Annotated in this window: 13 protein-coding genes; 5 read left to right on the forward strand and 8 right to left on the reverse strand. The window is 66.7% G+C overall.

Annotation, left to right across the window (positions count from 1 at the left end):
* Positions 1–48: 48 nt before the first annotated feature.
* From F3J19_RS18670 to F3J19_RS18685, 4 genes are read right to left on the reverse strand one after another with little or no spacing between them, the layout of a single operon-like run.
* A complete protein-coding gene (locus F3J19_RS18670) occupies positions 49–633 on the reverse strand; it encodes a type IV pilus biogenesis protein PilP (RefSeq protein WP_167044114.1) in 585 nt (194 codons plus the stop codon).
* The gene (gene pilO2 / locus F3J19_RS18675; protein WP_167044116.1) at positions 623–1,933 is read right to left on the reverse strand and encodes a type 4b pilus protein PilO2; all 1,311 of its coding nucleotides are present in this window, start codon (positions 1,931–1,933) and stop codon (positions 623–625) included. The genes F3J19_RS18670 and pilO2 overlap by 11 nt, the downstream gene beginning before the upstream one ends.
* A gap of 22 nt (positions 1,934–1,955) precedes the next feature.
* Entirely contained in the window at positions 1,956–3,677 is a 1,722-nt protein-coding gene (locus F3J19_RS18680) for a PilN family type IVB pilus formation outer membrane protein (RefSeq protein WP_167044119.1), read from the reverse strand.
* Positions 3,674–4,828: a TcpQ domain-containing protein gene (locus F3J19_RS18685; protein ID WP_345891053.1), complete on the reverse strand. Its 1,155-nt coding sequence runs from the start codon at positions 4,826–4,828 to the stop codon at positions 3,674–3,676. The genes F3J19_RS18680 and F3J19_RS18685 overlap by 4 nt, the downstream gene beginning before the upstream one ends.
* A 523-nt stretch (positions 4,829–5,351) precedes the next feature.
* Between F3J19_RS18685 and F3J19_RS18690 the strand changes: the two genes are divergently transcribed.
* Positions 5,352–6,788 (forward strand): helix-turn-helix transcriptional regulator, encoded by a 1,437-nt coding sequence (locus tag F3J19_RS18690; protein WP_167044121.1) that lies wholly within the window; start codon positions 5,352–5,354, stop codon positions 6,786–6,788.
* A 196-nt stretch (positions 6,789–6,984) separates the two neighbouring features.
* The gene (locus F3J19_RS18695; RefSeq protein WP_205193005.1) at positions 6,985–7,446 is read left to right on the forward strand and encodes a lytic transglycosylase domain-containing protein; all 462 of its coding nucleotides are present in this window, start codon (positions 6,985–6,987) and stop codon (positions 7,444–7,446) included.
* A 323-nt stretch (positions 7,447–7,769) separates the two neighbouring features.
* Here the strand turns inward: F3J19_RS18695 and F3J19_RS18700 are convergent, their stop codons facing one another.
* Entirely contained in the window at positions 7,770–8,255 is a 486-nt protein-coding gene (locus tag F3J19_RS18700; protein WP_167044002.1) for a hypothetical protein, read from the reverse strand.
* A 479-nt stretch (positions 8,256–8,734) separates the two neighbouring features.
* Between F3J19_RS18700 and F3J19_RS18705 the strand changes: the two genes are divergently transcribed.
* Positions 8,735–9,553 carry a phage tail tip lysozyme gene (locus F3J19_RS18705; RefSeq protein ID WP_167044126.1) on the forward strand — a complete coding sequence of 273 codons (819 nt, stop codon included), beginning with the start codon at positions 8,735–8,737 and terminating at the stop codon, positions 9,551–9,553.
* Between the two features lie 137 nt (positions 9,554–9,690).
* Here the strand turns inward: F3J19_RS18705 and F3J19_RS18710 are convergent, their stop codons facing one another.
* Positions 9,691–10,170, reverse strand: a complete 480-nt coding sequence (locus F3J19_RS18710; RefSeq protein WP_167044128.1) for a hypothetical protein — start codon at positions 10,168–10,170, stop codon at positions 9,691–9,693.
* Positions 10,171–10,580: 410 nt separating this feature from the next.
* On the opposite strand from F3J19_RS18710, the gene F3J19_RS18715 reads away from it, so the two are divergent.
* Complete coding sequence (locus tag F3J19_RS18715) at positions 10,581–11,435, forward strand: formyltransferase family protein (protein WP_167044131.1); 855 nt, start codon at positions 10,581–10,583, stop codon at positions 11,433–11,435.
* Positions 11,436–11,768: 333 nt separating this feature from the next.
* Here F3J19_RS18715 and F3J19_RS18720 read toward each other — a convergent pair whose 3' ends face one another.
* Both F3J19_RS18720 and F3J19_RS18725 read right to left on the reverse strand, forming a co-directional pair.
* Positions 11,769–13,058: a hypothetical protein gene (locus F3J19_RS18720; protein ID WP_167044133.1), complete on the reverse strand. Its 1,290-nt coding sequence runs from the start codon at positions 13,056–13,058 to the stop codon at positions 11,769–11,771.
* Positions 13,059–13,208: 150 nt separating this feature from the next.
* Positions 13,209–13,700 carry an HrpB1 family type III secretion system apparatus protein gene (locus F3J19_RS18725; RefSeq protein WP_167044136.1) on the reverse strand — a complete coding sequence of 164 codons (492 nt, stop codon included), beginning with the start codon at positions 13,698–13,700 and terminating at the stop codon, positions 13,209–13,211.
* A gap of 344 nt (positions 13,701–14,044) precedes the next feature.
* On the opposite strand from F3J19_RS18725, the gene F3J19_RS18730 reads away from it, so the two are divergent.
* Positions 14,045–15,631 carry a hypothetical protein gene (locus F3J19_RS18730; RefSeq protein ID WP_167044138.1) on the forward strand — a complete coding sequence of 529 codons (1,587 nt, stop codon included), beginning with the start codon at positions 14,045–14,047 and terminating at the stop codon, positions 15,629–15,631.
* Positions 15,632–15,774: the final 143 nt, after the last annotated feature.

A 15,774-nucleotide genomic window follows, 5' to 3' on the forward strand; every position in this document is an offset into this window, starting at 1 on the left:
CGGCTTTGGGCGGGTTTGCGGGCGGTACGGTCGGAGCGGCCATCACGATCACCTCAACGGAAGCGGCGGGAGCGGCGGAACGCCGGCGGGCCCGAGCGGGTTCGCGGCGACGTTGCGGAGGCCGCCGCGCGACGGCGCCGACACCGTCAGCATCGTGCGGTGCCCGTCCGGATCGGCGAGCACCAGCATGCCCGGGCGGATCTGCGCGACACGCGAGCCATCCGGCAGCCGGTCGCCGGCGCGCACGTCGAATTCGGCGCCGTCCGCGGACAGCGTCGCGATCGTGGCCTGGCCGAGGCTCTGCGTCACGATCAGCGAGACCTGGCCCATGCTGACGCTGGTGCCGCCCATCTGGTGCAGCGCCTGTTCGCGCTGGGCCACCTGCGCCTGGGTCTCGAGCTTTTTCAGCTGGGCCTTCAGCAGCAGCGTGTCTTCATTCAGCCGCATCAATTCGTTGGCGGCCTGGGCGGCAGCCGGCGTCGGCACGACGGCCGCGCGCGGCTGCGCGCTGGCGGCCGAGCTTGCGGCCGATGCCGATACCGGCGCCGGCGCGGCGGCCTGCGCGAGCGCGACCGTGGGGCCCATGAGCCCGCAGACCAGTGCGCCTACGATCCACCCGTTGTCATTTCTCATACAGCACTCCGTCCAGGGTCCATTGCCCCGCCTTGTACGACAGGGTCTCGACGCGCACGCCCGGTTCGTCGAGATACTTGATCAGGCTGTCCGGCGGCATCTCGCCGAGCGCTGCCGTCATGCGCCACGTCTGCCATGTCGGCGCCGCGGGCCCCGAGCCCGGATGCAGCTGGTTCAGCGTCTGCGCCGCGAGGCTCTTCGGCGGCGGGCCCTGCTGCGGCATGAACGTCAGATCGACGCCGAGCAGCTGGAACACCGACAGCATCCGCAAGCGCACGCCGTCGAAGCCGTCGATCGGATCGTCGCCGCCCGGCCGCAACGACAGCGGCTCGACGTAGCTGGCGTGATCGCCGCTCGTGTCGATCTGCGCGAGCGGCGCGGCGGCCATCAGCATCGCGACGTTCGAGTCGCCGCGCGACCAGCGATAGCTGACGTTCGACGACCTGCACGCATACTCGTCGAGTTGCCAGCCGCCCGGCGCGAGACTCGCGAAGTGATCGACGCAGGCGCGAATGAAATCGCCTGGCGTCGGCTGCACCGCCCACGGATGCGGCGGCTCCGTCGGCGCCGCCGGCTTTGGCGGATGCAGCCGCAATTGCGTGCGCATCCGCTCGAATGCCGCCTCGCGCTCCTGCTCGATCTGGTGGCGCCGGTACGCGATCCAGCCAGCCGCCACGCCACCGACCACGACGAGCGCGGCGGCAGCGATGGCGATCACGCGCCACGGCGGACGCCGCCCGACCCGCGTCAGGTTCAGCCAGCGCGGCAACAGCAGCCGGCCGCCGCGACGCGGCAGCAGTTCCTCGATGCTGCGGGCGTAGAAGTTGTGGAAGCCCTGCACCTCGATCTGCGGATCGCCGATCACGACGTTCCAGCCGCCGAGGCCGTAGTCTCCATGCAGCCGCTCGAACACTTCCTCGCTCGAACCGACCCAGTCGCCGTTCGGCAGAAACGCGCCGTCGCGCACCGCGAAATACACCCAGCGCCCGTCCGCCAGCCTGAACGCGCCGAGCCAGTTCGGCGCGGGCTGCTGGCGGCCATCGTAGAACGCGCCTTCGGTCGCGATCACCTTCGACACCAGCGCGCCGAGCGACGGCAGCCCGAGCTGCGCGCCTTCCCGCGTGCTCGCGAACCCCGCGCCCGCGAAGTTGCGGTCGATCCGCAGCACCATCGCGTCGAAGTTCAGGCGGCCCGCGAGCTCGACCGCCTCGGCGCGCAGCGCGTGCCGGCGGGACAACGATTGCCAGAACAGCCCGCAGACGAAGCGCTGACGGCCGATCTGAATGACTTGCGTCGCCATGAACGATCCCCGGCTGCGCGCGTCAGGCGCCGTTCGTCGTGACGGGCGACAGCAGGATCACGATGACCTGGCGCGAATGATCGGCGTTGAAGCCGCCGCCGAGCGCGTAGTTCGACGGCGTGCCGATGCCCTGCCGGTTGTTCTGGTCGTTGAGATCCTCGTAGCCGCTGAGGACGAGCGTCTGGCCCGACTTCACCGCGATCCGCTGCAGGAAGTTGCGCGTATCGACGGTCGGCAGCTGGATTGTCTGGCCACCGCTCGTGAACGAATCGAGCGTCACGAGCGACGAAATGTTCGAGTAGAACTGCATCATCACCGTACCGTCGTCGAGTACGTGCGGCAGCACCGTCAGATTGAAGCCGGTCGTGATCGTGCCCGGCGTCAGCGACACCTGGGTGCCGACGTTCAGCGTGGCGATCGACGACACCGACGCGAGGTAGCCCTTCTGCTCGGCCACTTGCACGGGCACCGGCTGGTCGTTCAGCGTGGTGATCGACGCCGAGGTCCTGCGATGCACCGTGCCCTGCGACGACAGCGCGCTGATCATCGCGTTCGTCGCGCTCGCGCGGCTCGACGGGCTGATCACCGTTGCGCTCAGCGAACTGGTCTGCACGAGACTGGAGAATCCGCTCACCATGTTGAACTTCGTGCCGAGCGTCTGGTACACCGCGTTCCAGTCGATCCCGTAGCTGTCGTTGGCCGACAGCGTGACCGACAGCACCGTCACGTTCAGCAGCACCTGCCGCGCGAGCACGCGGTTCTGCTGCTCCATGAACTCGCCGACGCGATCGAGCACCTCGGGCGTGTCGGTAACGGCGATCGAGCCCGTTGCCGGCGACGTGACGACGGAACCCGCCGGCGACAGCATCGACTTGATCGCGGTCTGCAGGCTCGTATAGACCGACAGTTGCGTGTTCATCTTGATGTTCGCGGTATTGTCGGACGACACTTCCGGCGACGACGTCGAAGCCGCCCCGCCGACACCACCGCCCGCGACTCCACCACCGCCCGCGCTGCCGCCGGCGACACCGCCATTGACGCCGCCGGTGTTGCTCGCGCCGCTGACGACGTTCGTGTCGAGCTTCGAGTCGCCGGGAATCGATACCACCTGGTAGACTCGCGTCGCCGTGTAGAAGAACACGATCGCGCCGTCTTCATACTTCCACGACACGCCGAAGCGCGCCGATGCCGCGTCGAGCAGCCCGCGCAGCGTGCCGGTGGGATAGACGATGTGGATGGGCTCGGGCAACGCGGCGAGCATCGCCTGCTGCGCGCCGGCGGGCGCCGGCGACGAGCCTTGCAGCATGCCGGGCGGTAGCGGCGGCACGCCCGGCGGCAGCGTGCTGCCGGCCGCGGCGCCCACCGACGACGCGCGCGCGGCGGCATCGTCGGCGCCGTGCGCGACCTTTGCCGGCACCCGCGCGAGACGCGACACGCGATCCGCGAAAGCGCGCAGCGAATCGACCGTGCCGTCGAAGCTGGCGGGCTCGTCGAACAGCTTCGGCAGCGTCGATTGAGCGGCGATCTTCATCGTCTTGCCGGACAGCCACAGCTGGTCCTTGACGATCACGTCGTCACCCGCGACCGCGCGGTTGTTGCCCGACGCGGTCTGGCCGAGCAGCTTGTCGGCCTGTCCGAGGTCGCTCCGCGTGCTGCGGTCGAGCTGCCCCATGAGCCCCGTGCATCCGCTTGCGAGTGCCACGCACGCGACAGCGGCTGCGACATGGAAATACAGCCTGCTCATGAATTCGCTCCCTTGGCGACGACACGCAATACCCGGTTGCGCGTATAGAGAACCACCTGTATCGGTACCTGCGACGACGACAGCGCATCGGTAACCTGACTCAGCGCCTCTTGCAGCGTGCCGTGGATCGTGGCCGTCGCATCGACGGCGAAATCGGTCGGCACGTCCCAGATGAACTGCCAGCCCGCCTCGTTCGCCCAGCGCGCGAGCGCGTTGCGGACCGAGCCGTCCGAGGTGCGCATCTGCCACTCCATCTGGCCGGCCGGCGGCGCGGCGGCGGCTTCGTCCGACGGTGTTGCGGCAAGCGGTGCGGATGCTGGTGTGGATGAGACGGCTACGGGCACGAGCGGCATTGCGGCGGGTTCCATCGGGATGGAGGTCGCCGCAACAGGTGTTGTCGTTACTATGTGTTTAGCATCATTTGTATTATACGTCGCGATCGATGATGCTGGACGCGACGGCACCGCAGCGGGTGCCTCGGCGACGACGGACTCCTGCACGCGCGGAATCGGCACGCCCGCATCGGCATCCGGTTTGCCGTTCGCATTCGCATCGGCACGGACCAGCGTCATCGGCCGTGCCGGCACAAGCGGCGCGACCGGCGGTGCCGATACCGGCGGCGTGGCCGATGCGGCAACGTTTGCCGCGAAATGAACAGGCGCGTTTTGCGGCGACCATTCGGCGGCGTCCGCATGCATCTCCGCCGCGCCGTGCGGCTTGCCGGCGTGGCGCGGGTCCTGCGCGACGGTCACGACGTGCAGATCGGTGTTCACCCGCGCCTGCAGCGACGGGTCCACCGAGAGGATGTCGCCGAGCGCGCGCACCACCGAGCCGGCACGCCAGCTGACGGGCTTATCGGCCCACTCGCCTGCGTTCGGCACCATCACGCTATAAGTACGCGGCACGATCTGTTCGAGCGCGCGCAGCATCGACACGTCATGGCCGCCCTGATGCACGACGTCGCCCATCCGTTCGCCGCCGTCGACGATTACCTGCGAGCCGGACGCATGGGCGATGCCGCACAGGAGCAATACGCCGCATGCCGATATTGCAATCCGCACGCCGAGTGCTCCATTCCACCGCTTCGATGCGACACGCAGACGCGCCGCATCGCGCGGGTGTCGATGGCATTCCGCTTTGATTGATGACACTGTGATTTCCACTCTAAGAGCATCGCGCCGATGACCGGCACGTGTCCTGTAATTCCGCTTGCCCCGATTTTCGCAATCCAGCCGAAAAAAATTGCGCGATGAAATAAAATTGAAATAAAAAGGGAAATCCAAAAATTCCTTGGGCGACGGGATCGGCTAGAGTCAGCAGTCTTGCATATCTTGCCGAATTCATATTGATTATTTTTTTATATCACAATGATTGGCATTCTTTATATCTCCTGAGAGAAAAGACCGTTGCCGTTTTCGGCATCATAGTATTACCAATACTATGAAAATCGCCATAAAATAAGGCATTAACAAATCGTATATCAATCATGCGAATATCGAATAGCCAGGGCTAATAAAAAAACAACCGTCCGATTCGGCGCCGGCCGAATTCCGGCCCGCGGGGCGGAACGTAACAGACCATCACAAACTCGCGTCGAAACCGGCTCGCGATGAAAAGATGCACTCACTGCTTCACGTCGCATCTCTTCTCCAATCATTGAGTCAGGAGCCCGCCATGTTCTCGACGGTCTACTTCGCAGCATCCTCCGCCCTCGCCTCGGACGACACGCCCTCGAACGTCGTCTCGAAGATTCTCGACGGCCATCTCATCGAGGCATCGCACGCCGCCGCTCAACTCGTGGACACCGATGCCGGCCACGCGCAACCCTCGCATGCGAACCTGCAGATCCACGGCGATCTCGAACTGGCGCTCGGCCGCCACGAGGAAGCCGAGGAAACCCATCGCCGCGCGCAGAAGGCGATTCGCCACGATCGCGACGGCCTGCGCATTGCCTCGTGCCGCAACACCGGCTGGCTGGCGTTCTTCCGCAACCAGTTCAACGTGGCGCTGAGCTGCTTCAAGCGCATCGGCGAGGAAAAGGCCGCGACGCCGCGCCAGCGTCTCGACGCGCTCGTCGGTGCGACGCTCGTGTCGTTTCATCTGGGCTGCGTGCGCTCCGCATGCGGCCGTCTCGCGAAGCTCGCCGAACTCGCCGCCGCGCACGACGATCGCCGCTGGATCTACGTGGTCGAGGCGATCCGCCGCGATCTGTTCGCGCAGCACGAGCTGCATGGCGCCGAGCGGCTCGCCGACCACATCTACTGGCGCTCGGTGCTGACCGAGTTCGATATCGCCGAAGCGCCGGTGCGCGGCAGCGCGCCGGAAGGCACGGCGCTGCCGCTGCTCGCCGGACGCCTCGCGCATCTGCGCCATCTGCTCTCGCTCGCCGAAGGCGGCGCGATCGGCGGCGACGAGTTGCACGAGCACCTGAACTGGAGCCGCAAGTCCGGGCTCGCCGACTACCACCGCAGCCTGTGCCTCGAAATCACGCTCGCGGCGATCGCCGGCCAGGTCCGGCCGCTCGCCGAATCGATGCTCGACGCCTCGGGCGCGGCCGCATCGCAAGGCACGCAGCACGCGCGCTGGTATCTCGACTATCTGTACTGCCGCGCGAAGGTGATGCAGCAGCAGATGCGCACGCAGGAGTTCTCGCACTACTACGGCCGCTACGCGCTCGCATCGATCCAGCACGTGCGCACCGATAACCAGTCCATGTCGGGCGCGCCGGCCGACGCGGCGAAGGCCGACCGCGCCGCCCCGCGTTCCGACGACGTCAGCGCGCGGCTGCCGGCGAAGTACCGCCGCGCGTACCGCTACCTGATGGACAACCTCGACCAGAAGGATCTGTCGGTCCGCGAAGTCGCGTCGCACATCGGCGTGACCGAGCGCGCGATCCAGGCCGCGTTCAAGAACCATCTCGGACTGTCGCCGAGCGAACTGATCCGCCGCCAGCGGATGGAGCGAATCCGCGACGACCTGCTCGACGACGACACGCCGGTCACGCGCGTGCTCGACGTCGCGCACAAGTGGGGCGTGCGTCATCGCTCGACGCTGATCAACGGCTACCGCCGCGTGTTCGAGGAAGCGCCGTCGCAAACGATGGGCCGCTGATTTCCGTCCGCACGTCCGCGTGCGGCGACGACGACAACGCCGACCGGCCCAGCGCGACACGCGCATGAGCGGTCGGCGTTTCGTTTCGGCGGGCTGGGCGCGATGCCCGCGCCGTGTCATTCCCATGGCGATATTTCCGTCGTCCTGCTCGCCGTGCCCCGCCTCTTTCCTGTCATCCCCGATCCGGAATCCCACCATGTTCAAACCACCTCGTGCGCTGCAACTGGCGCTCCTTTCTGTCCTCGCCTCGAGCCCCGAAGCGCGGGCCGCGCCCGACTGCTTCGCGTCCGCCGCGTCGTACCAGCACGTCAGCCCGCTCGTGCTGCGCGCAATCGCGTGGCAGGAATCGCACGGCAAGGCCACGGCGATCCATCGCAACACGAACGGCTCGACCGACTATGGAATGATGCAGATCAATTCCGTCCATCTGCCGACGCTCGCGCACTACGGCGTCTCGCAGCAGGACCTGATGAACCCGTGTTCGAGCGTCTACGTCGCCGCGTGGCGGCTGCACAAGATGATGGTCAAGTACGGCAACACCTGGGCGGCGGTCGGCGCCTATCACTCGGAAACACCGGCCGAGCGCGATCGCTACGCGCACTCGATCAAATCGCTCGTCTTGCGCCTGTCGAACGTGCCGCCGGCGCTGGACGAATGAGGCCGAGCGAGGCGCGTGCCGCGGCGTTCGTGCCGTGGCCGTACGACGCGAATCGGACCGAATGCTTCGTATCGCGAAGCATTCGTCTTTGTGGAAGCCGATAGGTATCGATGCGGCGATCGATGACGGCGTAGCAAAGCGGATTGGCAAATACAACGATGCGCGGCGCGATGCACGACGTACAGGGAATTCGACGGCGCGATCCGGCGACGTAAACCAGAAAACCCGCAGGCGCTGCCTGCGGGCCATGATTTCGCGAATCGGGTGTTCGGCAACGGCGATGGTGGTGAATTCGGGCCATGCGGCCCGAGCACCACCTTCGCTTATTGCCCCTTCGCCGCGTCCTTGATGTTGTTGACGCCGGCATTCGCGACCGATGCAAGCGCGCCCGTCAGCGCCTGGCTCTGCTGGATCAGCGCCGCGTTGAGCGTATTTTCGTTGTTGATACGGGCCATCTCCGTCTGCTGCTTCAGCATTTCATGCTGCTGCTGTTTCATCTGGTTGAGCTGGCCGCCGGCTATGCCCGTGCTGAAGGGCGTAGGCGAGATCATGTTCGCCGCGAAGTCGAGTGCCGGAGCGAACGGCAGCGGCGCATGCTGGGCGAACGTATGAAACGCGTCGCTCGCCATTTCCGTGCCCATATCGCGTGCCCGCTGGCCCATGTCGTGCATGACCTGCGGCTCTTTGGACATATTGAGGAACGGGTTGTTGAGCGGCCGACGCCCCGTCGGTGCGCTACCCATGCCACCCTGACCATCGTCGATCCCCCCCTGCCGCGGACGCGGGCCGAGACCGCTGAGCCCATCCATCTGCGCATTGCTTCCCCGCCGGGGCGGCACTGGAGGCGGTGTGCGTTTTTGTCCCGGAACTTCCCGGGTGGTAGGGAGATGGCTAAATGAATCGCCAGCGCCTTTAACTGTAGCTACCATGATTCGGCTCCTTCTGTGAAATTACGAGATCCGTCACCGTCGATCAGGAAGCGATGACCAGGCTATACGGCTTCCGCACCCCACCTACGCGGAGCGCATCGGGAAATGCCTCTGAAGAGTAGGCGTTTCGTCGCGAACGCCACTCTCCCGACGCGACGTCGCGAACAAAATTGCGAAGCCGGTATGCACCGCGCTTCGCATCCGCCGGTTTCCTCGCGCGCCGCAATCGCCTGCTTCGCCTATTCGCAGCCAACTTCGTGTCGCCCAGGTCCGGTCAGCCGATCGGCCCTACAGTCGTCGATACCGGAGGCCGATGAGGTTCGGTCACGCAACCGGCACATTGCGATACGGAGATGAGCATGTCCACGACGGCAATTCAGGGGAGCGTGTCCCCCTTCATGACCGACCTCGGCGGGGTCGGCGGCACGGATAACAGTCAGCTCGAACAGTTCCTCGAAGCACTGATCCAGGAACTGCAGCAGATCCTCATGCAGATGAACGGCGGTTCGGACGACTCGGGCAGCGGCCCGAGCGGCATCGGATCGACGCCGCCTGCGTCGATGCCCCAGCCGCAGTCCTTCGCGCCACCGCCGACGGGTGGCGGCGGCAGTGGCGGTGGCGGCGGTGGCCCATCGGGCAGCGGCGCCACGCCGGCGGTCGGAGCACCTTCGAGCGGTGGCGGTGGTGGCGGCAGTAGCAGCGGCGGCAGCGTGCCGAACGTGTCGGGCGGCAGCGCCGCACAGGCGATCACGCAAAACCTCGAACAGACCTTCGGCCTGACGGCAACGCAGGCCGCCGGCGTGCTCGGCAATCTGCAACAGGAAAGCGGCCTGCAAGGCAACGTCAACCAGGGCGGCGCGACGGGCGCCCCGTCGAGCAACTTCGCGGACGACAACAACAACGGCTGGGGTCTCGCCCAGTGGGGCGGTCCGCGCAAGCAGGGCGAAATCGACTACGCGCAGCAGCACGGTCTCGATCCGGGCAGCCTGCAAGCCAACCTCGGCTTCATGGACCAGGAACTGAAGACCGACTACAGCAAGACGATCACGGACATCAAGGGCACGTCCACGGCCGAACAGGCGGCGCTCGTCTGGGACAAGGACTACGAACAGGCAACCGATCCGGAAATGTCGAACCGCAACAAGTACGCCGAGGAGTTCCTGAGCCAGGGGCTCTAAAGCCGGTCACGTACTCCGGGTTGTCCAGCCCGGATTCACCCCGCCCGATTCGTCGAGGCGGGATTTTTTCGTGCTCCGAATAATATGAGCCGGATGGCCGGGGCGGTTGCCGCATTCCTCAACCGCCCCACGCTCGTTCAACGATTTATCTGCGTGAACCGGTAAGTCCTGTTTTTCTCCGCTCCGCTTCCGCTCACACCGTCAAAACGGAACTTCGCACCGGGGAGCGTCAGCCACTGCAGTTTTTTGTCGTTATCGCCCCTGTGACCATACAGGTCTCGCGCATCGACGGGAATGCCCTTCTTCAGCGTGATTTCCATTCGATAACCGTCATCGCCACGACGCTCGCCACCGACGAAGACAACGCCCGGCTCCGTGTATTCGCGCCCCTTGACCAGTTGATCCGGATGCTTTGCACCGCCAGGAAAGACCGTGGCATAGCGCTCGCGACTCGTCTCAGACTCAGCGTGGGCTCGCGCAAGACTCTCGACGATCTGCGCACATTCGATCAGCGTTTTTTTGGTCTCGATCCCATCCTTCGGGGCTCGCATCGCGTCCTGATAGCGGGAATATCCAGGCTCAATCAGTTTCGCGACGACCTTTTCGTCATCGGTCATGTTTCGCTCGTCGGCCCGGATCACATGGCGTTTCCTCATCTGGGTATCGAACATCTGCTTGATACGGGCATAGTTGCTCCTCCCTCTCTATGCGCCGCGCGGTGGTCTGTTCCGGTCGGCGTCGAGGGCTGCGTGTCCTGATGCCGAGCGTATGCAGGGGAGCCGGATTGGATTCGCATGGATACCTTGAATTCGATGTTGACGACAACCTAGTCTGCAGACCCAATCCGCATCGATCGCCGGAACTTACGAATATCGATGCCATGGCGCGAAGCAATCGCACGAGCGTCGCCGCCAGATTCGCGGCCGACGACAACAGTTCGGATGACGGACGCGGCGCGACGCGCCGGACGGCTACGCTGAGAGGTCATGCCGTATTCGTCCATCGCTGCCTTCGAGGAGCATCCACCATGCGATTCGCATTTGCCGGCTTCGACCGCTGGCGCGTCGTCTTCGATACCTTCGTCGCGGCCGGCTGGGAGCCGGTCGCGCTCTACACGATTCCCGTCGACAACCAGACCGAATTCAACAGCGAGATGGTCGAGCGCGCGGCCAAACTGCGCATTCCCGCGCGGCTGTCGCGAATCGACGACGACGATCTGCGCTGGCTTGCATCGCAAGGTTGCGATGCGCTCGTCGTCTCCGGCTACGACTGGCGCATCCCCGACTGGCGCGGGCACCTGCGCTACGCAATGAACTTCCATCCGTCGCCGCTGCCCGAAGGCCGCGGGCCGTACCCGGTGATGCGCGCGATCCTCGACGACCGGCGCGCATGGGGCATCAGCTGCCATCGCCTCGACGCCGAGTTCGACGCCGGCAACGTGCTCGCGGCCGAGACCTTCCCGCTCGATGCCGACGAATGGCACGAGGCGCTGCAGCTGAAGCTGCAGATGGCGGCCGGCCGCCTCGCGTCGCGGGTCGCGCGCGACTTCGAGCGGCTCTGGCACGACAGCCGGCCGCAGCAGCACAGCAGCTACTGGCCGAAGCTCGAGGAAAGCGAGCGCACGCTCGACTTCACACGGCCCGTCGCGGATGCGATGCGTATCGTGCGCGCGCTCGGCCAGGTCGAATGCCTCGCGCCGCTGTTCGGCACGAAGGTCCACGTACGGCGCGCGATGGCGTGGCAAGCGGCGCACGACTACCCGCCGGGACAGATCGTCCATCAGTACCATCGCTGGATCGTGGTCGCCGTGGCCGACGGCTTCGTCGCATTGCTCGAATGGAGCCCGTTCAGCGCGGCGGCGCGGCTTCAGATGCGCGGCTAGGTCCGCTTCTTTGCCGCTGGCCATTGGCCGCGGCGCATGAACGCAAAAACGCTCGGGATGCCGGTGACGGCCCCGAGCGTTTCCGTTTTCATTTCCATGATGCTGTTCCCGTTGCCGCTTCCGTCTTTGCGCGCGGCGCGGCGGTGCCGCGTCATGCGATGCCCTGCCCGATCGTGCCGGATGCCGAGAGTGCCGCAAATGCCGCGAATGCCAGATACCGGCACACGGCGCCGAAGCGGAAAAGCAATACGGCCGCACCGCCCGTTCGGGCGATGCGGCCGTATCTCGTGATCCGGGTTGGGCGACCGGTCGCCGGCCGCCGGTCGGCGTCGCTTACTGCGTGCTCACACCGAGGATGCTGCTGGTGTTGATGCCGGTCAGGTGCTCGAACGCGATCGTGCCGCGCGTCTTGCCCGGGGTCAGCACATCGTCGCCGCCGAGCGCGTTCTTCAGCGCGTTGCGTGCGTCGCTGTTGATCTTGCCACCGCCGTGCTGGTTCGCGGTCTGCTGCAGCTGCGAGCCGAGCGCCGAGCCCGTTCCCGTGCTGATCTTGCCCGAGCTGATCGAGTTCGCGAGTACGTGCGTCGCGGTGTTGCCGTCGCCGTGGGACAGCGCGCTCTCGAACGCCTGGAAGCCGGCCGGGTCCTGCTGGCTGAACGCCGACAGCGCCTGGCTTTCGCCCGCCTGCTGCAGCGGCTTGCCGTCGGCGGTGAGGTCGCCCGAGGTGCCCGCTTGCGGCGGCATCGAATACGCAGGCGGCTGTGCCATCATTCCGCCCATCTGCGGCTGCACCGGGTACCCCATACCGCCCGAGGCCATCGGGACACCACCTGCCTGCGGCGACACCGGATACCCCATCCCGCCCGAAGCCATCGGGACGCCGCCCATCTGCGGCTGCACCGGGTACCCCATACCGCCCGAGGCCATCGGGACACCACCTGCCTGCGGCGACACCGGATACCCCATCCCGCCCGAAGCCATCGGGACGCCGCCCGTCTGCGGCGGCATCGCATACGCGGGAGCCGCCGCGCCCGTGCCGCCGGCCGGCACGTTACCGGCCTGGCCGAGGCCGCCCTGGGCCGCCCACCGGAAGTTGCTGGCGGCCGACTTGCCGTCGGTGCCCGCCACGTCGTGCGTTTCGATCTGCTGGTAGACGCTCGGGTTCGCCATCATGTACTGCGCCGCCTGCTGGACCATCGGCGGCGTGCTGCCGTTCGCGTTCGTCGCGAGCTGGTACATCGCGTCCGGATCGGTCGCGCCGATGTTGTTCTGGTCCATGTACGACGCGAGCACGCCCGATGCGTTCTGCGCCGTCATCCCACCCGTGGCCGGCTGGGCGCCACCCATCGTCGACGGCATCGCGCCGCCCGTTTGCGCCGGCATCGCACCGCCGGTCGTCGGCGCCGCACCGTTCGGCGTCATGGCCGACGGCATGGCCGGCATCGACGGCGCCGCGCCGGAACCGGCGTTCTGCATCTGCTGCAGCATCTGGCTCAGTTCCTGGATCAGGTCCTGAATCAACGTTTGCTGGTCGCCACCGCCGTTCGCCGCCTGCTGCTTCAGGGCGTTCAGATAGAGAGTCGGATCGGTCGGGTAATTCTGAAACGTGGTGTTCGAAATCATGATGTTTTCTGCCTGTGAGGTGAGGTCAAGAAGGTTTTACGATTACTTCCCAGCGAATCCAGTCTATGAGCGCGATTTCGGTTTCTCGCTCTCCGGTGCGAACATCGCGCTGGAAATGCGAACTGACTCGCGGCACGCGACGACGCGGGTTTACGCACGAACCCACGACATCCCGGCCGAGAACCCGGCGGTATCCTGTCCTGCTGAAGCCGTCTGACTGACGGCAGGCTCGGGTGTCGGTTCGGGTGCGGCGCGCAGGTCGGATTTCGCCGCGCGTTCGAGCAGCCGGAAGCCGATGCGCGCCGCGTCCGGGCTCTCGCGCTGCTCCGCGGCCATGCGCGCGTAGCTGTGCCACAGCGGGTCTTCGAGGCCGAACAGGCAGAGCGCCATCAGCGCCGCGTGCAGCCCGGAGCGCTTGATCTGCTCGTCCTCGTCTTCCAGCACGCGGCGCGCGTCCATCCATTTCTGCCGCCGCACGTAGCGCCACGCGGCCACCGTGCCGACGCCCGACCACTTCGGCCGCAACACGCGAATGGCATCGAGCAGATCCTCGAAGTCCGATTCATTGTCGAGTTGCGACGCCGTCCACAATACTTTCGTGAGGCCGCTGGCTACGTCGTCCCTGCATCCTGTGTCAGTCACGATTTCCTCGTTTGCTTGGAGTGCTGTAATCAAAAAGTGCGCGTCGACGACGCGCGGCCGTCGAGTGCATTGCGGCCGGATTCACGCTCGTACCGCAGGGACATCCCCTTGACGCCGAGTTTCCGGCATCCGCCGCGCCATCGTGCTTCCGATGCGAACGAATCGATCGCGGGGCGAAGATGGCGGCGCGGGTTGCCGGGTGGACGGCCGGCCACGGCGATGCCGGCAAGTTCGCGTTGTCGGCCGATACTTCGCGCGGGTTATCCGGTCGTCGAAAAGGACTGCATAACGTTGTGCCATATGCCTTGTATCGGACAAGGCCATCAATCAAATACGGAGACACCATGGACAACGGCATCGGCTCGCCGCGGCGGCACAGCACTCCCTACCCCGGCAGTTCGGCGACCGGCGGCGAGAAGCCGTCCCAAACGAATGCATCCCGAGCAGCGGCCGCGACCCGCTCCCGGCCGTCGTCGATGCCGGCTGCCCTCGATACGCTGTCGACGCTCACGGCCCGGCCTCGCCCGGGCGCCGCGCCCCTCGACGCCGCGCCGGCGATCCCGCGCAGCACGCCTGTCGCGGCGGCCCGCGAAGCAGCGCCGGTGGACGCAGCCACGCCCGGCTCGCGACAACTGCACACGCTCCTCGCCGGCTATTTCGCGCCGCACCGGAAGAACGGCAACGACGCCATGATCGACAGGCTGGTCGAGAACCGCGCACGGCAACTGGACGAGATGGGCGAGACGGCCGAATCGGTCGCGGCGGTCTTCACGAAGGCGAGCCGCATGGACGCGCTCGCGCGAACCGCGTCGGGCTTCCTCGGCTCGGTGCCGTTCGGCGCCGCGACGCTGGTCGAGGACGCCGCGCCGGTACTGACCGCGTTCGCGAAGACGCCGTTCGAGAACGGCGCGATGGGCGGCGTCGTGTCCCAGGCGTTCGACTCCGCCGGCGAACGGCTGCTGCGCAACGCGCTCTCGGATACGCAGTGGCTGTCCGCGCCGTCCGACCCGCCCGCCGGCCACCCTGCCGCCGCTGACGATGCCAACGCCAACGCCGATGCCGAACGCGCCGCGGTGATGCGGGACATGAAGACGAACAGCGCGCCGAGCCCGCTGCGGGCGCACGTCGAAGCAGGCGTCGCGATCCAGACGTTCAGCCTGCGCAACCTCGCGCGCACGGCGACCGATGTGGCGCTCACGCATTTCAGGGGGGCGCCGCTCGCGGCCCGCGTCGATCTGTGGATGTCGGCGGTCGGCTCTCCGATGGCGGGCGGCGCCAACGCGCTGGCGAAACACTGGCTGGACCAACAGCACCACCGCGTCGGCCCCGAATACCTGCTCGCGCGCGCGGACTGGCGCGATCAGTACCAGAGCCTGAAGCAGGCGACGTGGTCCGGCGCGGCAGCGAACGGGCTCGGCCGGCTCGCGCGGATTCCGCTCGACGTCGCGACGAGTGCGACGAGCGCCGCGCAATCGCTGCTGGACCCCGCCAATCTTGCGAAAGGCGCGGTGCTCGGCGGCGGCTTCGGCGCGGTCAGCGCCGCCGTCACCGCGGCGGCGAAGCTCGCCGCGCAACACGGCCTGTCGCCAACCGCCACGGCCGCGATCAGGCAGGGTGTGCAGACGGCGACGTCCGCCGCCGTGTTTCCGGCGTTGACCTCGGCGGCTATCTCGGCGGACGGACTCGCGAAGCAGGCGGGTGCGGCCATCGACGCGGTCGGCGGGGCGCTCGGCGGCGGCGTGTCGAGCGTCGCGAACGCGGTGCTGACGGGCATCGGCCACGCCGGCGGCACTGCCGCGCAAACGTTACACAGCGTGCCGGGCACGCTCGACACCATGGTGAACGGCGCAAGCGATGCCGTCACGAGCCTGCGCCGGCGCGCTGCGCCGCAACGCGGCACCTCGCTGTCGGCGGCCGAGGACGCAGTCTGACGGGACACGCATTCGTCAGTACGCGAGGCGGGGCGCGGCTCGCGAGGCCCAATGGCGACCGTGACGGTTCGGGCCTCGCACAAGTACCGCGACAAGCCGCATTCGCAAATCGCAACGTTGTTTCGTGCCGTATTCCGACGCCG

Source organism: Burkholderia sp. Ax-1724 (assembly GCF_011752995.1).
In the GTDB taxonomy this organism is placed as follows: Bacteria; Pseudomonadota; Gammaproteobacteria; order Burkholderiales; family Burkholderiaceae; genus Paraburkholderia.

Excerpts from the sequence above, each read along its gene's own strand:
- F3J19_RS18715 (WP_167044131.1), top strand. The coding sequence starts at position 10,581 with ATGCGATTCGCATTTGCCGGCTTCGACCGCTGGCGCGTCGTCTTCGAT.
- F3J19_RS18710 (WP_167044128.1), bottom strand. The coding sequence starts at position 10,170 with ATGACCGATGACGAAAAGGTCGTCGCGAAACTGATTGAGCCTGGATAT.
- F3J19_RS18695 (WP_205193005.1), top strand. The coding sequence starts at position 6,985 with ATGTTCAAACCACCTCGTGCGCTGCAACTGGCGCTCCTTTCTGTCCTC.
- F3J19_RS18690 (WP_167044121.1), top strand. The coding sequence starts at position 5,352 with ATGTTCTCGACGGTCTACTTCGCAGCATCCTCCGCCCTCGCCTCGGAC.
- pilO2 (WP_167044116.1), bottom strand. The coding sequence starts at position 1,933 with ATGGCGACGCAAGTCATTCAGATCGGCCGTCAGCGCTTCGTCTGCGGG.
- F3J19_RS18720 (WP_167044133.1), bottom strand. The coding sequence starts at position 13,058 with ATGATTTCGAACACCACGTTTCAGAATTACCCGACCGATCCGACTCTC.
- F3J19_RS18705 (WP_167044126.1), top strand. The coding sequence starts at position 8,735 with ATGTCCACGACGGCAATTCAGGGGAGCGTGTCCCCCTTCATGACCGAC.
- F3J19_RS18700 (WP_167044002.1), bottom strand. The coding sequence starts at position 8,255 with ATGGATGGGCTCAGCGGTCTCGGCCCGCGTCCGCGGCAGGGGGGGATC.
- F3J19_RS18730 (WP_167044138.1), top strand. The coding sequence starts at position 14,045 with ATGGACAACGGCATCGGCTCGCCGCGGCGGCACAGCACTCCCTACCCC.
- F3J19_RS18680 (WP_167044119.1), bottom strand. The coding sequence starts at position 3,677 with ATGAGCAGGCTGTATTTCCATGTCGCAGCCGCTGTCGCGTGCGTGGCA.
- F3J19_RS18670 (WP_167044114.1), bottom strand. The coding sequence starts at position 633 with ATGAGAAATGACAACGGGTGGATCGTAGGCGCACTGGTCTGCGGGCTC.